This window comes from Mesorhizobium sp. WSM4898 (genome assembly GCF_029625845.1).
GTDB lineage: Bacteria > Pseudomonadota > Alphaproteobacteria > Rhizobiales > Rhizobiaceae > Mesorhizobium.
On sequence record NZ_JARTVQ010000001.1, the window covers coordinates 190,057 to 206,367 of the forward strand.

Consider the following 16,311-nt stretch of genomic DNA (forward strand, 5'->3'; position numbering starts at 1 on the left):
CGTCTTGCAGTCTCAGGCGGCTTGCGCGGCGAGCGGCGCCGCGATCAGCCGGGCGCCGTCATGGCCGGTGACAACCGCCTCGACGATCTCACCCGGCTGTCCAACGCCAATCGCGGCAAGCGTGAAACCTTCGGTTCGGCCTAGCCCATCGCGCTCGATCAGGATCGATTGCCGCGTGCCGGCAAGGGCGGCCAGATGGCGACGGTAGGCGGCCTCGCCGGCGGCGCGCAGCCTTGCGGCACGCTCTTTCACCACCTCGCGGCCAAGCTGCGGCATGCGCGCGGCGGGCGTGCCCTCGCGCGGGCTGAACGGGAAGACGTGGAGGTGCGTCAGGCCGCATTCCGCGACGATTTTCTCCGAGTTTTTGAACATCGCCTCGGTCTCGGTCGGGAAGCCGGCGATGATGTCGGCGCCGAAGACGATGCCGGGACGGAGCTTGCGCACGTCCTCGCAGAAGCGGATCGACTGATCGCGCAAATGCCGGCGCTTCATGCGCTTCAGGATCATGTCGTCGCCCGATTGCAGCGACAGATGCAAATGCGGCATCAGCCGCGGCTCGGTGGCAATCGCGTCGAGCAGCTCGTCGTCGGCTTCTATGGAATCGATCGACGACAGCCTCAGCCGCTTCACCTCGGGCACCTGTCGCAGGATCGTCTTCACCAGCTTCCCAAGTTTCGGGCTGCCCGGCAGGTCGGCGCCGAAGCTGGTCATGTCGACGCCGGTGAGCACGATCTCGGCATAGCCATTGGCTGCGAGACGCTTGACCTGCTCGACCACGGCGCCCATCGGCACCGAGCGCGAATTGCCGCGGCCGTAAGGAATGATGCAGAAGGTGCAGCGATGGTCGCAGCCATTCTGCACCTGCACGAAAGCGCGCGCCCGGCCCTCGATGGCGTCGACCATGTGGCTCGCCGTCTCGCGGACCGAGAAGATATCGTTGACGCGCGCCTTCTCGGTATCGTTGACGCCGAAGTCCGGCAGCGCGCGGTAGGAGTTCGCCTTGAGCTTCTCCTCATTGCCGAGCACCAGGTCTACCTCGTCCATGGCGACGAAATTCTGCGGCTCGGTCTGCGCGGCGCAGCCGGTGACGATGATGCGCGCTTCAGGTTTCTCGCGACGGGCCTTGCGGATCGCCTGCTTGGCCTGGCGCACGGCTTCGGCGGTGACGGCGCAGGTGTTGAAGATGACGGCGCCGCCTTCCAGCGCGCCGAGGCCGGCGGTCTCGGCCTCGCGGCGCATCACCTCCGATTCATAGGTGTTGAGGCGGCAGCCGAACGTGACCACGTCGATACCGTTGCCGATAGGCCCTTCGGGCGCCGGGCCCTTTTGAAGAGCGGACATCAGGCGGCGCTTTCCGTGTCGCGGGCCCAGGCGCCGGTCGAAGGGTCGAAGCTGCCGGAAAACTCCCATTCGGCGGCGCCGGTCAAAATGACGTGATCGTCGTCGCGCCACTCGACATTGAGCTCGCCGCCGCCGGGCGTGACCAGCGACACGCTGCGGCCGGTGCGCTTGGTGCGGGCGGCTGCCACCACGGCGGCGCAGGCCGCGGAGCCGCAGGCCTTGGTGAGACCCGCGCCGCGCTCCCAGGTGCGGATGATCATCGTCTCCGGCGAGGTGACCTGAGCGATGGTGATGTTGGCGCGCTCGGGAAAGATCGGATGGTTTTCGAGCAGCGGACCGAATCGGTCGAGCTCGTAGGACCAGACGTCGCGATCGACCCAGAAGATCGCGTGCGGATTGCCCATCGAGACGACCGAAGGCGAATGCAGCACCGGCGCATCGATCGGGCCGATCTGCAGTTCGATCATGCGGGTGTCGCGGAACTCCTCGGCAAGCGGGATCTCCTGCCAGCCGAAACGCGGCTTGCCCATGTCGACCGAGATCGAGCCGTCGGCATGTTCCTGAGCATTGAGAATGCCGGCGCGGGTTTCGAAGGTGAAGGTCTTTTGGCCGGTCTCGGCCGCAAGCGCCTGCACGACGCAGCGCATGCCATTGCCGCAGGCCTGCGCACCGGTGCCGTCCGAATTCAAGATGTCGACGTAATAAGCAGTGCCGGTCGTGCGCGGATCATGGATCGCCATGATCTGATCGAACTTGGTCGCCGCGTCGGCATTGAGGGCAATCGCCGCGGCTGCGGTCACCTTGTCGCCACGGCCGCGCATATCGGCGACGATGATCTCGTTGCCGATGCCGTTCATCTTGGCGAATGGGGCAGTGCCTGCCATCTAACCGGTCGTTCCAATTCCGTTTGGCGCTATATGGCGGAAACGGGCGGGAATTACCAGTGCAACGCGACTCCTGGCCAGGAACGCGGCTCTGGCCTGCCGCGGCGAATATGCGAGCTAAGTCACGGCGAAGACGCCGAGCACGATCAGCAGGAAGATGATCAGCACAATACCGATCAGGATGCGGGCACCTGTGGCGGCGGCGCCGGCGAGCGCGGGCATGCCAAGCAGGCTTGCCGCAGCGGCAACGATAAGAAGGATGATGATCCACTTGATCATGGAAGGCTCCGAGGCGGATTTGCGCTGTGCAACCAACGCGTTTGCCCGGGCTGGGTTCCTTAGCCATGCGGCGGCACATCCCATGCTTCGCCCGGGCGCATGGCGCGAAAACGCTTCGGCGAAATGCCTTCGGCCGTCAGTGCCTCGGCGAGCTTTTGCGCCGGTTCCTCGATCGGCTCGTCGGTGAGCTGAAAGGTGCCCCAGTGGCAGCCGGCAGCATGGACGGCGCCGCACAGCCTCATGCCCTGGACGGCTTCCGCCGGATTCTGGTGCTGCGGGGCCATGAACCAGCGCGGCTCATAGGCGCCGATCGGCAGGATGGCCAGCCGAAACCCGCCATGCTTTTCCGCCATTCGGCGGTAGTTGGTGCCGCCATGGAAGCCGGTGTCGCCGGCGAAATAGACCTTGCCGCCCGCCGTATCGACGACGAAGCCCGCCCACAGCGCCATGCGCCGGTCGCGCCCGCCGCGCGCCGACCAGTGATGCACCGGCTCGATGTGGATGATGCCGTCGCTGGCGACTTCGACGCTGTCGCCCCAATCATGTGCCGACACGCGCATGCCGGGCACGGCAGTGCCGATGATCGCATCGTTGCCGAGCGGCGTGATCACCATCGGGTCGTGGCTTTGCTTTAGCCGCTTGAGGGTCGCGAGGTCGAGATGATCGTAGTGGTTGTGACTGAGCAGCACCAGGTCGATCGGCGGCAAGTCGCAAAAGGCGATGCCCGGCGCGTTGACCCGCTTCGGTCCGGCGAAGCCGAAAGGCGAGGCACGCTCGGACCAAACCGGGTCGGTCAGGATATTCAGGCCGGCTGTCTGGATGAGCAGCGAGGCGTGACCCACCATGGTGAGCCGAAGCGCGGCGCCTTCGATCCGTTGCTCGGGCTTCGCCTGCGGATATGGGCTCGGCCAGGCCGCCGGCCATTTCGAGCGCCCACCGCTCAATTGCCATTTCAGCAAATCGGTGAAGCGCGCCGGCGGCCTGCCCTCGGGATTGAAAAAGAGGCTACCGTCGAAATGATCGCTGAGTGGGCCGCTATAGTAGCGGTTGGCTGCTCTTGTTCTTGCGGCCATCGTTTCTCCGCCCACTCCCTGTCGCTTGTCCTGAAATAAGGACGCCGCCGCCTGGCGCAAGCATTTTGCTGGGGAATGCCAAGGGCCAACGGTCGGCTTCGACTAGGATCGACGATGTGTGGAGGGACAGCACCGTGGCGAAGAAGCGGACCGGGACACCGTGGATGAAGGCCGAGGATTTCGGCCGCTCGCTGTCGCATGGGCTGGGCGTCAACTTGCTTGTCACCGACATGGCGGCGATGGAGGCTTTCTGCCGCGATGTGCTAGGCGCGCGCATCATCTATGCCGACGAGGATTTCGCGGCCATCGAGCTGCTCGGCTCGATCTTCATGCTGCATGCCGACCATTCCTATCTCGACAATCCGATAACCGGCGTCTTCGCCGGAGCCGAAACGCGTGGCGCCGGCATCGAGCTGCGCCTCTATGGCGCCGATCCGGATGCGGTCGAAAAAAAGGCCGCAGCACTCGGCCACATCGTGCTGGCCGGCTCGATCGACAAGCCGCATGGCTTGCGCGAATGCTATATCGTTGGTCCGGACGGGTATGTCTTCGTGCCCAGCGCGCGGCTGCAAGCCTGAAATTTCAAGACGTTACGGTCCAATTTCTCGACTGGGGCCCCGGTAAGGAAGGCCGTCGCGACAAATTTGCAACACCAGCTCCGAAAACCCTATTTTAACCATATCGGGTTGAAATTCTGCCACCTTCGCCTTCTTGGTGAAGCGAGTGTTTACGCGGACGGCGCCCCCCACCGGATCCGACGGAGGTTGGAATGACTTTTTCGAAGACTGGCCTTTTGGCCGTATCGCTGGCCGCGCTCGTTGCGAGCGGCTGCTCGACCTCGCGCTTCTCATCGATGGACGATCAGCAGCCGGCGCCGCTCACGCCGGCGCCCTCCGGCACGGTGACGCAGAACCAGCTGCCGCCACCGGCTGCTCCGGGCACCACCGACCCGTCGCAATTCCCCACCGCGCCGAAGAACAGTCAGATGGCTTCTCTGCCGCCGGACGGTTCGGCGCCCACGGGCGCTGCGGACCTGACCGCGGCCAGCGTCGCCGGCGTCTGGAATGTCAGTGTCTCCGGCCAGAGCTGCAAAGTGGCGACGCCGCAGACCAAGTTCGGCGCCGGCTACCGCGCCGGTCCGCTGCATTGCCCGGCTCCGATCGACGGCATCAAGTCGTGGAATGTCGCCGGCAAGCAGCTGACGCTCTACGACGAAAACGGCGGCACGCTGGCCAGGCTCTATTCCTCCGGCGGCGAAAAGTTCGACGGCCAGACTTCCAACGGCCAGCCGATCTCGCTTACAAGGTAGGGCGGACCCTCCCCTATTGTTTCACGCAGTTTCGGATGACAAGCCGCTTTCCGAAATTGCCCGAGAACGACGTGACCTATGCACCTGCGTGACGGCCTTCAGACGCATGCGACCGTCAGGCAGCGCTACGACCATCTGGTGGAAACCGGCGTGGTCGAACGCGATCCGGCGCAGGAGCGCGTCGTCGCCGCGCTCGACCGGCTGACCGACGAGATCTCCGCAAAAAGGCTGGCGCAGAAATCGAGCGCGCTGGGCTGGCTGTTCGCGCGCAGCAACAAGCCGCGCGAGGCCGTCAAGGGCATTTACATCCATGGCGGCGTCGGGCGCGGCAAGACGATGCTGATGGACATGTTCTTCGATCTCCTGCCGGTCAGGCGAAAGCGCCGCGTCCATTTCAACGATTTCATGGCCGACGTGCAGGACCGCATCCAAAAACACCGGGCGGCGCGCAAGAACGGCGATGTCAAGGAAGACGATCCGATCCCGCCGGTGGCGAGGGCGCTGGCCGAGGAGGCCTGGGTGCTGTGCTTCGATGAGTTTTCGGTCACCGACATTGCCGATGCCATGATCCTGTCGCGCCTGTTCTCGGCGCTGTTTTCCAAAGGCGTCGTGCTGGTCGCCACCTCCAACGTCGCGCCTCATGACCTTTATCGAGACGGCCTCAACCGGCAGCTTTTCCTGCCCTTCATCGGCCTGCTCGAACGTCATGCGCATGTGCTGACGCTGGATGCCGAAAAGGACTACCGGCAGGAAAAGCTCAACCGCTTGCCGATCTATGTCACGCCCGCCGACGCCGCGGCCGACCGCGCGCTCGACGACGCTTGGAAGACGATGACACATGGCAGGCCGACCGCGGCGATGACGCTGACGCTGAAAGGGCGTCAGCTCGTGGTGCCGCGCGCTGCCGGCGATGCCGCCCGTTTCTCCTTCGCCGATCTCTGCGAAAAGCCGCTCGGCGCGCGCGACTATCTGGCCATCGCCGACCGCTTCTCGACCGTCTTCATCGACCATGTGCCGGTGCTCGGCGAAGGCAAGCGCAACGAAGCCAAGCGTTTTATTCTGCTCATCGACACGCTTTACGACCACCACATGCGGCTGGTGATGAGCGCCGCCGCGCCCCCCGAGGGGCTCTACACCGCCAGGCGCGGCACGGAAGTCTTCGAATTCGAGCGCACTGCCTCGCGACTGATCGAAATGCAGAGCCGCGACTGGCTGGAAGGCTGGGCGGAGAGGCGGCAAGTCGGGGCGGAACCCGCGGAGGCGCGGCAGGCGTGAACGTAGCCGCCTGGAGTCGTCATCCTTAGACAGAGCGACGCGAAGCGATAAGCGCTTCGTCGCTTGAATGCGCACCTGCCAAACCGCTCGGCCGCCCCACTTGCCTCTGTCCGCCCGTCCTAAAATCACAACGGCGTCATCGCCGGGATGAAGGCCTTCTGGTTTCATCGTTTATTGTATAAATTCTGTTCAGTTACCTCGAAAATTTTGACGTTTACGTAATTCCCAATGCATCTAACCGATTGAAAACACTAGGTGCAAAATAACCGTTTGAATTTTCTCCATGCCGGAGCTATTGGGTTCGGCGAAATCCTGCGGTTTCCCGCATTCCTTCCGGCCCCCGGCCCCCGTCACGGCACCGTCACAGACAAAGGGAAAACATCCTGACATGGCACGCAACAAGATAGCGCTCATCGGCTCGGGCATGATCGGCGGCACGCTCGCCCATATGATCGGCCTGAAGGATCTCGGCGACGTGGTGCTGTTTGACATCGCCGAGGGCATTCCGCAGGGCAAGGGTCTCGACATCGCCCAGTCCTCGCCGGTCGACGGATTTGACTCCAGACTGACAGGCGTCAACGACTATGCCGGCATCGAGGGCGCGGATGTCTGCATCGTCACCGCCGGCGTGCCGCGCAAGCCCGGCATGAGCCGCGACGATCTTCTCGGCATCAATCTCAAGGTCATGGAACAGGTCGGCGCGGGTCTCAAGAAATACGCGCCGAAGGCGTTCGTCATCTGCATCACCAACCCGCTCGATGCCATGGTCTGGGCACTGCAGAAGTTTTCGGGCCTGCCGACCAGCCATGTCATCGGCATGGCCGGCGTGCTGGACAGCGCCCGCTTCCGCTACTTCCTGGCGGAAGAGTTCAAGGTCTCGGTCGAGGACGTCACCGCCTTCGTGCTCGGCGGCCATGGCGATTCGATGGTGCCGATGATCCGCTATTCGACCGTGTCGGGCATCCCGCTGCCCGACCTCGTCAAGATGGGCTGGACCTCCAAGGACAAGCTCGACCAGATCGTGCAGCGCACCCGCGACGGCGGCGCCGAGATCGTCGGCCTCTTGAAAACGGGCTCAGCCTATTACGCGCCGGCCGCCTCGGCCATCGCCATGGCCGAATCGTACCTGAAAGACAAGAAGCGCGTGCTGCCCTGCGCTGCGCACCTGTCTGGCCAGTACGGCGTCAAGGGGACCTATGTCGGCGTCCCCGTGGTGATCGGCGCCGGCGGTGTCGAGCGCGTCATCGAGATCGACCTCTCCAAGGCCGAGCAGAAGATGTTCGACAATTCGGTGGCGGCCGTGCAGGGCCTCACCGAGGCCTGCACCAAGATCGCCCCGCATCTCGCCGGCAAGTAATCGTCCCTCTCCGGAGACCAAGCGCATGAACATCCATGAATATCAGGCCAAGGCGCTGCTGAAGTCGTTCGGCGCGCCCGTCGCAAGCGGCGTTCCGGTGTTCAAGGCGAGCGAGGCGGAAGCCGCCGCCAAGACGCTGCCCGGCCCGCTCTATGTGGTGAAGAGCCAGATCCATGCCGGCGGCCGCGGCAAGGGCAAGTTCAAGGAACTCGGCCCCGACGCCAAGGGCGGCGTGCGGCTGGCGAAGTCGGCGGCCGAAGTGGTCGCCAACGCCAACGAGATGCTCGGCCAAACGCTGGTCACCAAGCAGACCGGACCGGCCGGCAAGCAGGTCAATCGCCTCTATATCGAGGACGGCGCCGATATCGACCGCGAGCTCTATCTGTCGATCCTGGTCGACCGTTCCGTCGGGCGCATCGCCTTCGTCGTCTCGACCGAGGGCGGCATGGATATCGAGGCGGTCGCGCATGACACGCCGGAAAAGATCCTCACCGTCGCCATCGATCCGGAAAAGGGCGTGACGGCCGATGATGTGAAGAAGCTCAACGCCGCGCTGCAGCTCGACGGCGATGCGGCGCAAGACGGCGGCACGCTGTTCCCGCTGCTCTACAGGGCCTTCGTCGAGAAGGACATGAGCCTGCTCGAGGTCAATCCGCTGATCGTCATGAAGAACGGCCAGCTGCGCGTGCTGGACGCCAAGGTGTCGTTCGACAACAACGCTCTCTTCCGCCATCCCGACGTGATGGAGCTGCGCGACACCACCGAAGAGGATGAGAAGGAGATCGAGGCGTCGAAATACGACCTCGCCTATGTCGCGCTCGAGGGCAATATCGGCTGCATGGTCAACGGCGCCGGCCTCGCGATGGCGACGATGGACATCATCAAGCTCTACGGCGCCGAGCCGGCCAACTTCCTCGATGTCGGCGGCGGAGCCTCGAAGGAGAAAGTGACGGCGGCCTTCAAGATCATCACCAAGGATCCGGCGGTCGAAGGCATCCTGATCAACATCTTCGGCGGCATCATGAAGTGCGATGTCATCGCCGAGGGCGTGATCGCCGCGGTCAAGGAAGTCGGGCTGAAGGTGCCGCTGGTCGTGCGGCTGGAAGGCACCAATGCCGAGCTCGGCAAGAAGATCATCAATGACAGCGGCTTGAACGTCGTCTCGGCAGACGACCTCGACGACGCGGCCAAGAAGATCGTCAAGGCGGTGAAGGGCTAAAGCGGATGCCTCCGCGCAAGATAAATCTGGTCGAGGCGGCGGATGCGAAGATCGCCAAGGTCTTCGATCCGCACATCGCCGGCGACGTCAACGACAGCCAAGCCAAGGTCGCCAAGTTCGGCGAGGTTTTCGACTGGCACGCGCATGATGACGAGGACGAGGCCTTCCTCGTGCTGCGCGGCAAGATCGCCATCGATTTCCGCGACGGGCCGGTCGAGCTCGGCGAGGGCGATTTCATTGTCGTGCCGCGCGGCGTCGAGCATCGGCCGCGGTCGCTGACTGTCGAGCCCGTGGTGCTTATGTTCGAGCCGGCGACCACCCTCAACACCGGCAATGCCCAAAGCGACCTCACCGTCACCGATCTGAAGCGGCTCTGAGCCATGAACGCGACGCCTTTCTCATCCCTCTCGGCCGATCACCAGCGCCTGCAGGCGCTGGTCGGCGCGTGGCGTGGCGAGGAAGATGTCGCGGCGACGCAATGGACCGATGCCGGCGCCGCGACTTCGGAAGTGCTTGCGGACGCGCAGTTCGGCGGCCAGTTCGTGGTCCAGCGCTACCGCCAGCGCCGCGACGGCACGATCTCGTTCGGCGCGCATAATGTGTTCGGCTTCGATCAGCCGAACGACGTCGTCACCATGCATCAGTTCGACTCGATGGGTTTCGTGCCGGTCACACCGGCTACGGGCACATGGAACGGCAACGAGCTTGTGCTGGAACGGTCGTCGCCGCGCGGCTCGGCTCGCGTGACTTACAGTTTTGACGGCACTGATACTTACCGCATGCGATTGCACTTCAAGCCCGCTGGCAGCGACGCCTGGCAAGACATGGTGAGCGGCCTCTACCGGCGCGTTTCGCCTTCCTCGATCAACGGTTTTTAGAAAAGGGCCGCGATGTCCATTCTCGTCGACAAGAATACCAAGGTGCTGGTGCAGGGCCTGACCGGCAAGACCGGCACCTTCCATACCGAGCAGGCGCTGGCCTATCACGCCACCAAGATGGTTGGCGGCGTCCATCCGAAGAAGGGCGGCGAGACCTGGACCGGCGCGAAGGGAGAGACCCTGCCGATCTTCGCCACCGTCGCCGAGGGCAAGGAGAAGACCGGCGCCAACGCCTCCGTCATCTATGTGCCGCCGGCAGGCGCGGGCGAAGCGATCATCGAGGCGATCGAGGCCGAGATCCCGCTGATCGTCTGCATCACCGAGGGCATCCCGGTTATGGACATGGTCAAGGTCAAGGCGCGGCTCGACCGCTCCTCCTCGCGGCTGATCGGCCCGAACTGCCCGGGAGTTTTGACCCCCGACGAATGCAAGATCGGCATCATGCCCGGCAACATCTTCCGCAAGGGCTCGGTCGGCGTTGTTTCCCGCTCGGGAACGCTTACCTATGAAGCGGTCTTCCAGACCAGCAATGTCGGCCTCGGCCAGACCACTGCTGTCGGCATCGGCGGCGACCCGGTCAAGGGCACCGAGTTCATCGACGTGCTCGAGATGTTCCTCGCCGACGACGAGACCAAATCGATCATCATGATCGGCGAGATCGGCGGCTCGGCCGAGGAAGACGCCGCGCAGTTCTTGAAGGACGAGGCAAAGCGCGGCCGCAAGAAACCGATGGCGGGCTTCATTGCCGGGCGCACGGCGCCCGCCGGCCGCACCATGGGCCATGCGGGCGCGGTGATCTCCGGCGGCAAGGGCGGCGCGGAAGACAAGATCGCGGCGATGGAATCGGCCGGCATCAAGGTTTCGCCGTCACCGGCGCGGCTCGGCACGACGCTGGTCGAGGCGATCAAAGGTTAAGGGAGTAGGGAGTAAGGGAATAGGGCAGCAGGGAAAGATCAGCGGCAAAAAATGCCCTACTCCCCTACTGCCTTACTCCCCTACTCCCTTCCATAAAAGGAGACGGAGCCAGGCTCCGCAGACGAAAATGGCAAGACAAGATCAGGCCAACGACCAATTCTCGCTCACCTCGTTCCTTTATGGCGGCAATGCCGACTATATCGACGCGCTCTATGCCGCCTATGAGGACAACCCCGGCTCCGTCGATCCGGAATGGCAGGACTTCTTCGCCGCGCTGAAGGACGATGCGGGCGACGTGCGCAAGAACGCCAAGGGCGCTTCCTGGGCGAAGCCTTCCTGGCCGATGCAGGCCAATGGTGAGCTGGTTTCGGCGCTCGACGGCAATTGGGGCCTGGTCGAAAAGCACATCGAAAAGAAGGTGAAGGAAAAGGCGGTCGTCAACGGCGCGGCCCTTTCCGATGCCGACGTTCACCAGGCGACGCGCGATTCGGTGCGCGCCATCATGATGATCCGCGCCTTTCGCATGCGCGGCCACCTGCACGCCAATCTCGACCCGCTGGGCATCGCCAAGCCGCTTGAGGACTATAACGAGCTGTCGCCGGAGAATTACGGCTTCACCGAAGCCGACTACGACCGGCCGATCTTCCTCGACAATGTGCTGGGGCTCGAGTTCGGCACCATCCGGCAGATGCTTGATATCCTCACCCGCACCTATTGCTCGACGCTCGGCGTTGAGTTCATGCACATCTCCGACCCTGAGGAAAAGGCCTGGATCCAGGCGCGCATCGAGGGCGCCGACAAGGAGATCACCTTCACTGCCACCGGCAAGAAGGCGATCCTGTCGAAGCTGGTCGAGGCCGAAGGCTTCGAGCAATTTATCGACGTCAAGTACAAGGGCACCAAGCGCTTCGGCCTCGACGGCGGCGAGTCGCTGATCCCGGCGCTGGAGCAGATCATCAAGCGCGGCGGCCAGCTCGGCCTGAAGGAGGCCGTGCTCGGCATGGCCCATCGCGGCCGCCTCAACGTGCTTTCGCAGGTCATGGCCAAGCCGCACCGCGCCATCTTCCACGAATTCAAAGGCGGCTCGGCCGCTCCCGACGACGTCGAGGGCTCGGGCGACGTGAAGTACCATCTCGGCGCTTCCTCGGACCGCGAGTTCGACGGCAACAAGGTGCACCTGTCGCTGACGGCCAACCCCTCGCACCTGGAAATCGTCGACCCGGTCGTGATGGGCAAGGCGCGCGCCAAGCAGGACCAGCTCGCTGGCCGCGAGCGCGGCGAGATCGTGCCGCTGTCCGAGCGCGCCAAGGTAATGCCGCTGCTGCTGCATGGCGACGCGGCGTTTGCCGGCCAGGGCGTGATCGCGGAGATGTTCGGGCTCTCCGGCCTGCGCGGCCACCGCGTCGCCGGCACGCTGCATTTCATCATCAACAACCAGATCGGCTTCACCACCAATCCGCGCTTCTCGCGTTCCTCGCCCTATCCGTCGGATGTGGCCAAGATGATCGAAGCGCCGATCTTCCACGTCAACGGCGACGATCCGGAAGCGGTGGTGCATGCCGCGAAGGTGGCGACGGAATTCCGCATGAAGTTCCACAAACCGGTGGTGGTGGACATGTTCTGCTACCGCCGCTTCGGCCACAATGAAGGCGACGAGCCGTCCTTCACGCAGCCGATCATGTACCGCAACATCCGCAGCCATAAGACGGTTGTGCAGGTCTATGCCGACCGGCTGATCGCCGAGGGTCACATCACCCAGGCCGAGGTCGACAAGATGCGGGCCGACTGGCGCGCGCATCTGGAACAGGAGTGGGAAGTCGGCCAGTCCTACAAGCCGAACAAGGCCGACTGGCTTGACGGCGCCTGGTCCGGCCTGCGCACGGCCGACAACCAGGACGAACAGCGGCGCGGCAAGACCGCGGTGCCGGTCCGCACGCTGAAGGAAATCGGCAAGAAGCTGACCGAGGTGCCGAAGGATTTCGAGGCGCACAAAACGATCCTGCGCTTCCTCGAGAACCGCCGCCAGGCGATCGAGTCCGGCGACGGCATCGACTGGTCGACCGCCGAGGCGCTGGCCTTCGGCGCCATCCTGCTCGACGGCAATCCGATCCGGCTCTCCGGCCAGGATTCGGAGCGCGGCACCTTCTCGCAGCGCCATTCCGTGCTCTACGACCAGCGTGACGAGACGCGCTACATTCCACTCAACAATCTATCTGCGGCCCAGGCCGGCTACGAAGTCATCAACTCGATGCTCTCGGAAGAGGCGGTGCTCGGCTTCGAATATGGCTACAGCCTCGCCGAGCCCAAGGCGCTGACGCTTTGGGAAGCGCAGTTCGGCGATTTCGCCAACGGCGCCCAGGTGGTGTTCGACCAGTTCATCTCGTCCGGTGAGCGCAAGTGGCTGAGAATGTCGGGCCTCGTCTGCCTCCTGCCGCACGGCTATGAAGGCCAGGGGCCGGAACATTCCTCGGCCCGCCTCGAACGCTTCCTGCAGCTCTGCGCCGAGGACAACATGCAGGTGGCGAACGTCACGACGCCGGCTAACTATTTCCACATCCTGCGCCGGCAGTTGAAGCGCGACTTCCGCAAGCCGCTGATCCTGATGACGCCGAAGTCGCTGCTGCGCCACAAGCGGGCGGTGTCGACGCTGTCGGAGATGGCGGGCGAAAGCTCGTTCCACCGACTGTTGTGGGACGATGCGCAGCTCTTGGCCGACCAGCCGATCAAGCTCGTGAAGGATTCCAAGATCCGCCGTGTCGTGCTCTGCTCCGGCAAGGTCTATTACGACCTCTACGAGGAGCGCGAGAAGCGCGGCATCACCGACATCTACCTGTTGCGCGTCGAGCAGCTCTACCCGTTCCCGGCCAAGGCGCTGATCACCGAGCTGTCGCGTTTCCGCAACGCCGAGATGGTGTGGTGCCAGGAGGAGCCCAAGAATATGGGCGCCTGGTCGTTCATCGATCCTTATCTCGAATGGGTGCTGGCGCATATCGACGCCAAGCATCAGCGGGTGCGCTATACCGGCCGGCCGGCCTCGGCCTCGCCGGCCACCGGACTGATGTCGAAGCATCTCAGCCAGCTTTCCGCCCTGCTCGACGACGCGCTGGGCGAGTAAGCAGACCCGGACCAAACAGACCTCAAGAAGACAAGAGAACGGACAGGCACAATGGCTACCGAAATCCGCGTCCCCACTCTCGGCGAATCCGTCACCGAGGCGACCGTCGGCAAGTGGTTCAAGAAGGTCGGCGACGCGATCGCCGCCGATGAGCCGCTGGTCGAGCTCGAAACCGACAAGGTGACGGTGGAGGTGCCCGCCGCGGGCGCCGGGACGCTCTCCGAGATCACCGTCAAGGAAGGCGAGACGGTCAATGTCGGGGCGCTGCTCGGCTCGATTTCGGCCGGCGGCGCAGCCGCCGCTCCCGCCACCAAGCCGCAGGCGGTGGCGCAGGCGTCCAGTCCGGACGCCGCATCCACGACCAAGCAGGCCGCCGCCGAAACCGCCAAGATGGCCGGCGACGCCGGCCCGGTCGAGCCGCGCACCATGCCGCCGGCGCCGGCTGCGGCCAAACTGATCGCCGAGCACAATCTCTCGGTCGAGCAACTGACGGGCTCCGGCAAGCGCGGCCAAGTGCTGAAGGGCGACGTCCTCGATGCCATCGCTAAGGGCGCGCCATCGCAGCCGGCCGAGACGCCGAAAGCGGCTCCTGCTCCTGCTCCCGCACCGGTCGCGGCCCGCGCGCCGTCGACGGCCGACGATGCTTCGCGCGAGGAGCGCGTGCGCATGACCAAGCTGCGCCAGACGATCGCGCGCCGGCTCAAGGAGGCGCAGTCGACCGCCGCCATGCTCACCACCTTCAACGAGGTGGATATGAGCGCGGTGATGGCGCTGAGGGCCAAGTATAAGGACGTGTTCGAGAAGAAGCATGGCGTGAAGCTCGGCTTCATGGGCTTCTTCACCAAGGCCGTCACCCATGCGCTGAAGGAGATCCCGGCGGTCAATGCCGAGATCGACGGCGCCGACATCATCTACAAGAACTTTGCGCATGTCGGCGTCGCCGTCGGCACCGACAAGGGCCTGGTGGTCCCGGTCGTGCGCGATGCCGACCAGATGTCCATCGCCGAGATCGAGAAGGAGATCGGCCGGCTGGGCCTCGCCGCGCGCGACGGCAAGCTTTCGGTTGCCGACATGCAGGGCGGCACCTTTACGATCTCCAACGGCGGCGTCTACGGATCGCTGATGTCGACGCCGATCCTCAATGCGCCGCAGTCCGGTATCCTCGGCATGCACAAGATCCAGGAGCGGCCGGTGGTGGTCGGCGGCCAGATCGTCATCCGCCCGATGATGTATCTGGCGCTCAGCTACGACCACCGCATCGTCGACGGCAAGGAAGCGGTGACCTTCCTCGTCCGCGTCAAGGAAAGCCTGGAGGATCCCGAGCGGCTGGTGCTCGATCTCTGAGGTGGAGCATGAAGGCTCGCGGGCGGGGCGGCGAGTGAAGGCCCGTTGGCTCAGCACCGCGAGGCCGGTCGCGCTTGCCGCCGGTGCGGCTCTCGTAGCAGCCGATGCCCAGGCCGCTTGCCCGATCCAGCTTGCCGCCTATGGCGAGGCGAAAAGCGGCGCCGAGATCGATTTCAGCCCGACGGGTACCTCGGCGACGATCGCCAACACATTCCGCATGATACTCGACAACAATACCGTGCTCGATGGCATCGCCATGTGGACCGAGGGCTCCGCCGGGCGGCCGCACGGCTCGCTGATGTACAAATGCCCGACCGGCGACGTCACCGGCGAGGAGCTCGCCGCCTGCACGGTCTGGGAAGGCGTGATCTATAGCGCCGATGAGAAGGGCGTCGTGGGTCTGCTGCCGGCCGAGGGCGCGGATGCGCCGAAGAGCCTGATCTTTCCCGATCTCGGACCGTCGCTCGAAATGTCAGCCGCTTATGGTCCGGCGGGCTTCTCAAAAGTACCGTGGGACGTCTTTGCCCTGAAAGGCTGCCAGGAATGAATGCCGACAAGAAGACGCTGCTGGTCACCGGCGGCAGCCGCGGCATCGGCGCTGCCATATGCCGGCAGGCCAGTCGGGCAGGCTATGGGGTGGCGATCAACTATGTCTCCAACCGGGCCGCCGCCGAGGCGCTCGTCGCCGAGCTCGAAGCCGCGGGCGGCGAGGCCTTCGCGGTCAGGGGCGATGTCGGCAACGAGGCCGATGTGGTGGCGATGTTCGAGGCGGTGGACCGGGCCTTCGGCCGGCTCGACGCCTTCGTCAACAATGCCGGCATCGTCGACGTCAAGGCGCGTGTCGATGAGATGAGCGCCGAGCGGATCGAGCGCATGATGCGCATCAACGTCGTCGGCTCCTTCCTCTGCGCCCGCGAGGCCGTCAAGCGCATGTCGACCCGTCACTGCGGCAAGGGCGGCGCCATCGTCAATCTGTCCTCGGCGGCGGCACGACTGGGCTCGCCCGGCGAATATGTCGACTACGCCGCTTCCAAGGGCGCGATCGACACGCTGACCGTTGGTCTGGCGCGCGAGGTGGCGCTGGAAGGCATCCGCGTCAATGCCGTCAGTCCAGGCATCACCGAAACCGACATCCATGCCTCCGGCGGCCAGCCCGAGCGCGTGGCGCGGATGCAGGATCTGCTGCCGCTGAAGCGCGCGGGCACGGCCGACGAGGTCGCGAGCGCGGTTCTCTACCTTTTGTCGGACGCGGCCTCCTATATAACGGGCGCGATCCTGAATGTGAGCGGCGGCCGCTGAAGGCCAGACCAGAAGGACACCAT

At 64.6% G+C, this 16,311-nt stretch carries 16 protein-coding genes; 12 read left to right on the forward strand and 4 right to left on the reverse strand.

Going from position 1 to position 16,311, the window contains the following annotated elements; all coding sequences use genetic code 11:
* Positions 1-12 precede the first annotated feature (12 nt).
* The 4 genes from mtaB to P9228_RS00970 all read right to left on the reverse strand — a co-directional run bounded on the left by mtaB (position 13) and on the right by P9228_RS00970 (position 3,577).
* The gene (gene mtaB / locus P9228_RS00955; protein ID WP_278051817.1) at positions 13-1,341 is read right to left on the reverse strand and encodes a tRNA (N(6)-L-threonylcarbamoyladenosine(37)-C(2))-methylthiotransferase MtaB; all 1,329 of its coding nucleotides are present in this window, start codon (positions 1,339-1,341) and stop codon (positions 13-15) included.
* Positions 1,341-2,225, reverse strand: coding sequence for a diaminopimelate epimerase (gene dapF, locus P9228_RS00960; protein WP_127247355.1), 885 nt, complete (start codon positions 2,223-2,225; stop codon positions 1,341-1,343). The genes mtaB and dapF overlap by 1 nt, the downstream gene beginning before the upstream one ends.
* 117 nt (positions 2,226-2,342) lie before the next feature.
* Complete coding sequence (locus tag P9228_RS00965) at positions 2,343-2,504, reverse strand: DUF1328 family protein (protein ID WP_066991727.1); 162 nt, start codon at positions 2,502-2,504, stop codon at positions 2,343-2,345.
* A gap of 59 nt (positions 2,505-2,563) precedes the next feature.
* Entirely contained in the window at positions 2,564-3,577 is a 1,014-nt protein-coding gene (locus P9228_RS00970) for an MBL fold metallo-hydrolase (protein ID WP_278051824.1), read from the reverse strand.
* Positions 3,578-3,711: 134 nt separating this feature from the next.
* On the opposite strand from P9228_RS00970, the gene P9228_RS00975 reads away from it, so the two are divergent.
* From P9228_RS00975 to P9228_RS01030, 12 genes are all read left to right on the forward strand, one after another.
* Complete coding sequence (locus P9228_RS00975) at positions 3,712-4,155, forward strand: VOC family protein (protein WP_278051826.1); 444 nt, start codon at positions 3,712-3,714, stop codon at positions 4,153-4,155.
* 191 nt (positions 4,156-4,346) lie between these two features.
* The gene (locus P9228_RS00980) at positions 4,347-4,886 is read left to right on the forward strand and encodes a protease inhibitor Inh/omp19 family protein (protein WP_095779966.1); all 540 of its coding nucleotides are present in this window, start codon (positions 4,347-4,349) and stop codon (positions 4,884-4,886) included.
* A 78-nt stretch (positions 4,887-4,964) separates the two neighbouring features.
* The gene (gene zapE / locus P9228_RS00985) at positions 4,965-6,161 is read left to right on the forward strand and encodes a cell division protein ZapE (RefSeq protein ID WP_278051829.1); all 1,197 of its coding nucleotides are present in this window, start codon (positions 4,965-4,967) and stop codon (positions 6,159-6,161) included.
* A gap of 388 nt (positions 6,162-6,549) precedes the next feature.
* Positions 6,550-7,518 carry a malate dehydrogenase gene (gene mdh / locus P9228_RS00990; protein ID WP_095825158.1) on the forward strand — a complete coding sequence of 323 codons (969 nt, stop codon included), beginning with the start codon at positions 6,550-6,552 and terminating at the stop codon, positions 7,516-7,518.
* Positions 7,519-7,543: 25 nt separating this feature from the next.
* Positions 7,544-8,737, forward strand: a complete 1,194-nt coding sequence (gene sucC, locus P9228_RS00995) for an ADP-forming succinate--CoA ligase subunit beta (protein WP_127240720.1) — start codon at positions 7,544-7,546, stop codon at positions 8,735-8,737.
* Positions 8,738-8,742: 5 nt separating this feature from the next.
* Positions 8,743-9,114, forward strand: a complete 372-nt coding sequence (locus P9228_RS01000) for a cupin domain-containing protein (protein ID WP_278051833.1) — start codon at positions 8,743-8,745, stop codon at positions 9,112-9,114.
* Between the two features lie 3 nt (positions 9,115-9,117).
* On the forward strand, positions 9,118-9,615 hold the full coding sequence (locus P9228_RS01005) for a DUF1579 family protein (RefSeq protein ID WP_067323643.1): 498 nt from the start codon (positions 9,118-9,120) through the stop codon (positions 9,613-9,615).
* A gap of 12 nt (positions 9,616-9,627) precedes the next feature.
* Positions 9,628-10,530 (forward strand): succinate--CoA ligase subunit alpha, encoded by a 903-nt coding sequence (gene sucD / locus P9228_RS01010; RefSeq protein WP_278051835.1) that lies wholly within the window; start codon positions 9,628-9,630, stop codon positions 10,528-10,530.
* A 127-nt stretch (positions 10,531-10,657) separates the two neighbouring features.
* Positions 10,658-13,645 carry a 2-oxoglutarate dehydrogenase E1 component gene (locus tag P9228_RS01015; protein WP_095782743.1) on the forward strand — a complete coding sequence of 996 codons (2,988 nt, stop codon included), beginning with the start codon at positions 10,658-10,660 and terminating at the stop codon, positions 13,643-13,645.
* A 51-nt stretch (positions 13,646-13,696) separates the two neighbouring features.
* On the forward strand, positions 13,697-14,989 hold the full coding sequence (gene odhB, locus P9228_RS01020) for a 2-oxoglutarate dehydrogenase complex dihydrolipoyllysine-residue succinyltransferase (protein WP_067323636.1): 1,293 nt from the start codon (positions 13,697-13,699) through the stop codon (positions 14,987-14,989).
* A gap of 124 nt (positions 14,990-15,113) precedes the next feature.
* A complete protein-coding gene (locus P9228_RS01025) occupies positions 15,114-15,536 on the forward strand; it encodes a hypothetical protein (protein WP_245307513.1) in 423 nt (140 codons plus the stop codon).
* Entirely contained in the window at positions 15,533-16,288 is a 756-nt protein-coding gene (locus P9228_RS01030; RefSeq protein ID WP_067323632.1) for an SDR family oxidoreductase, read from the forward strand. The genes P9228_RS01025 and P9228_RS01030 overlap by 4 nt, the downstream gene beginning before the upstream one ends.
* Positions 16,289-16,311: the final 23 nt, after the last annotated feature.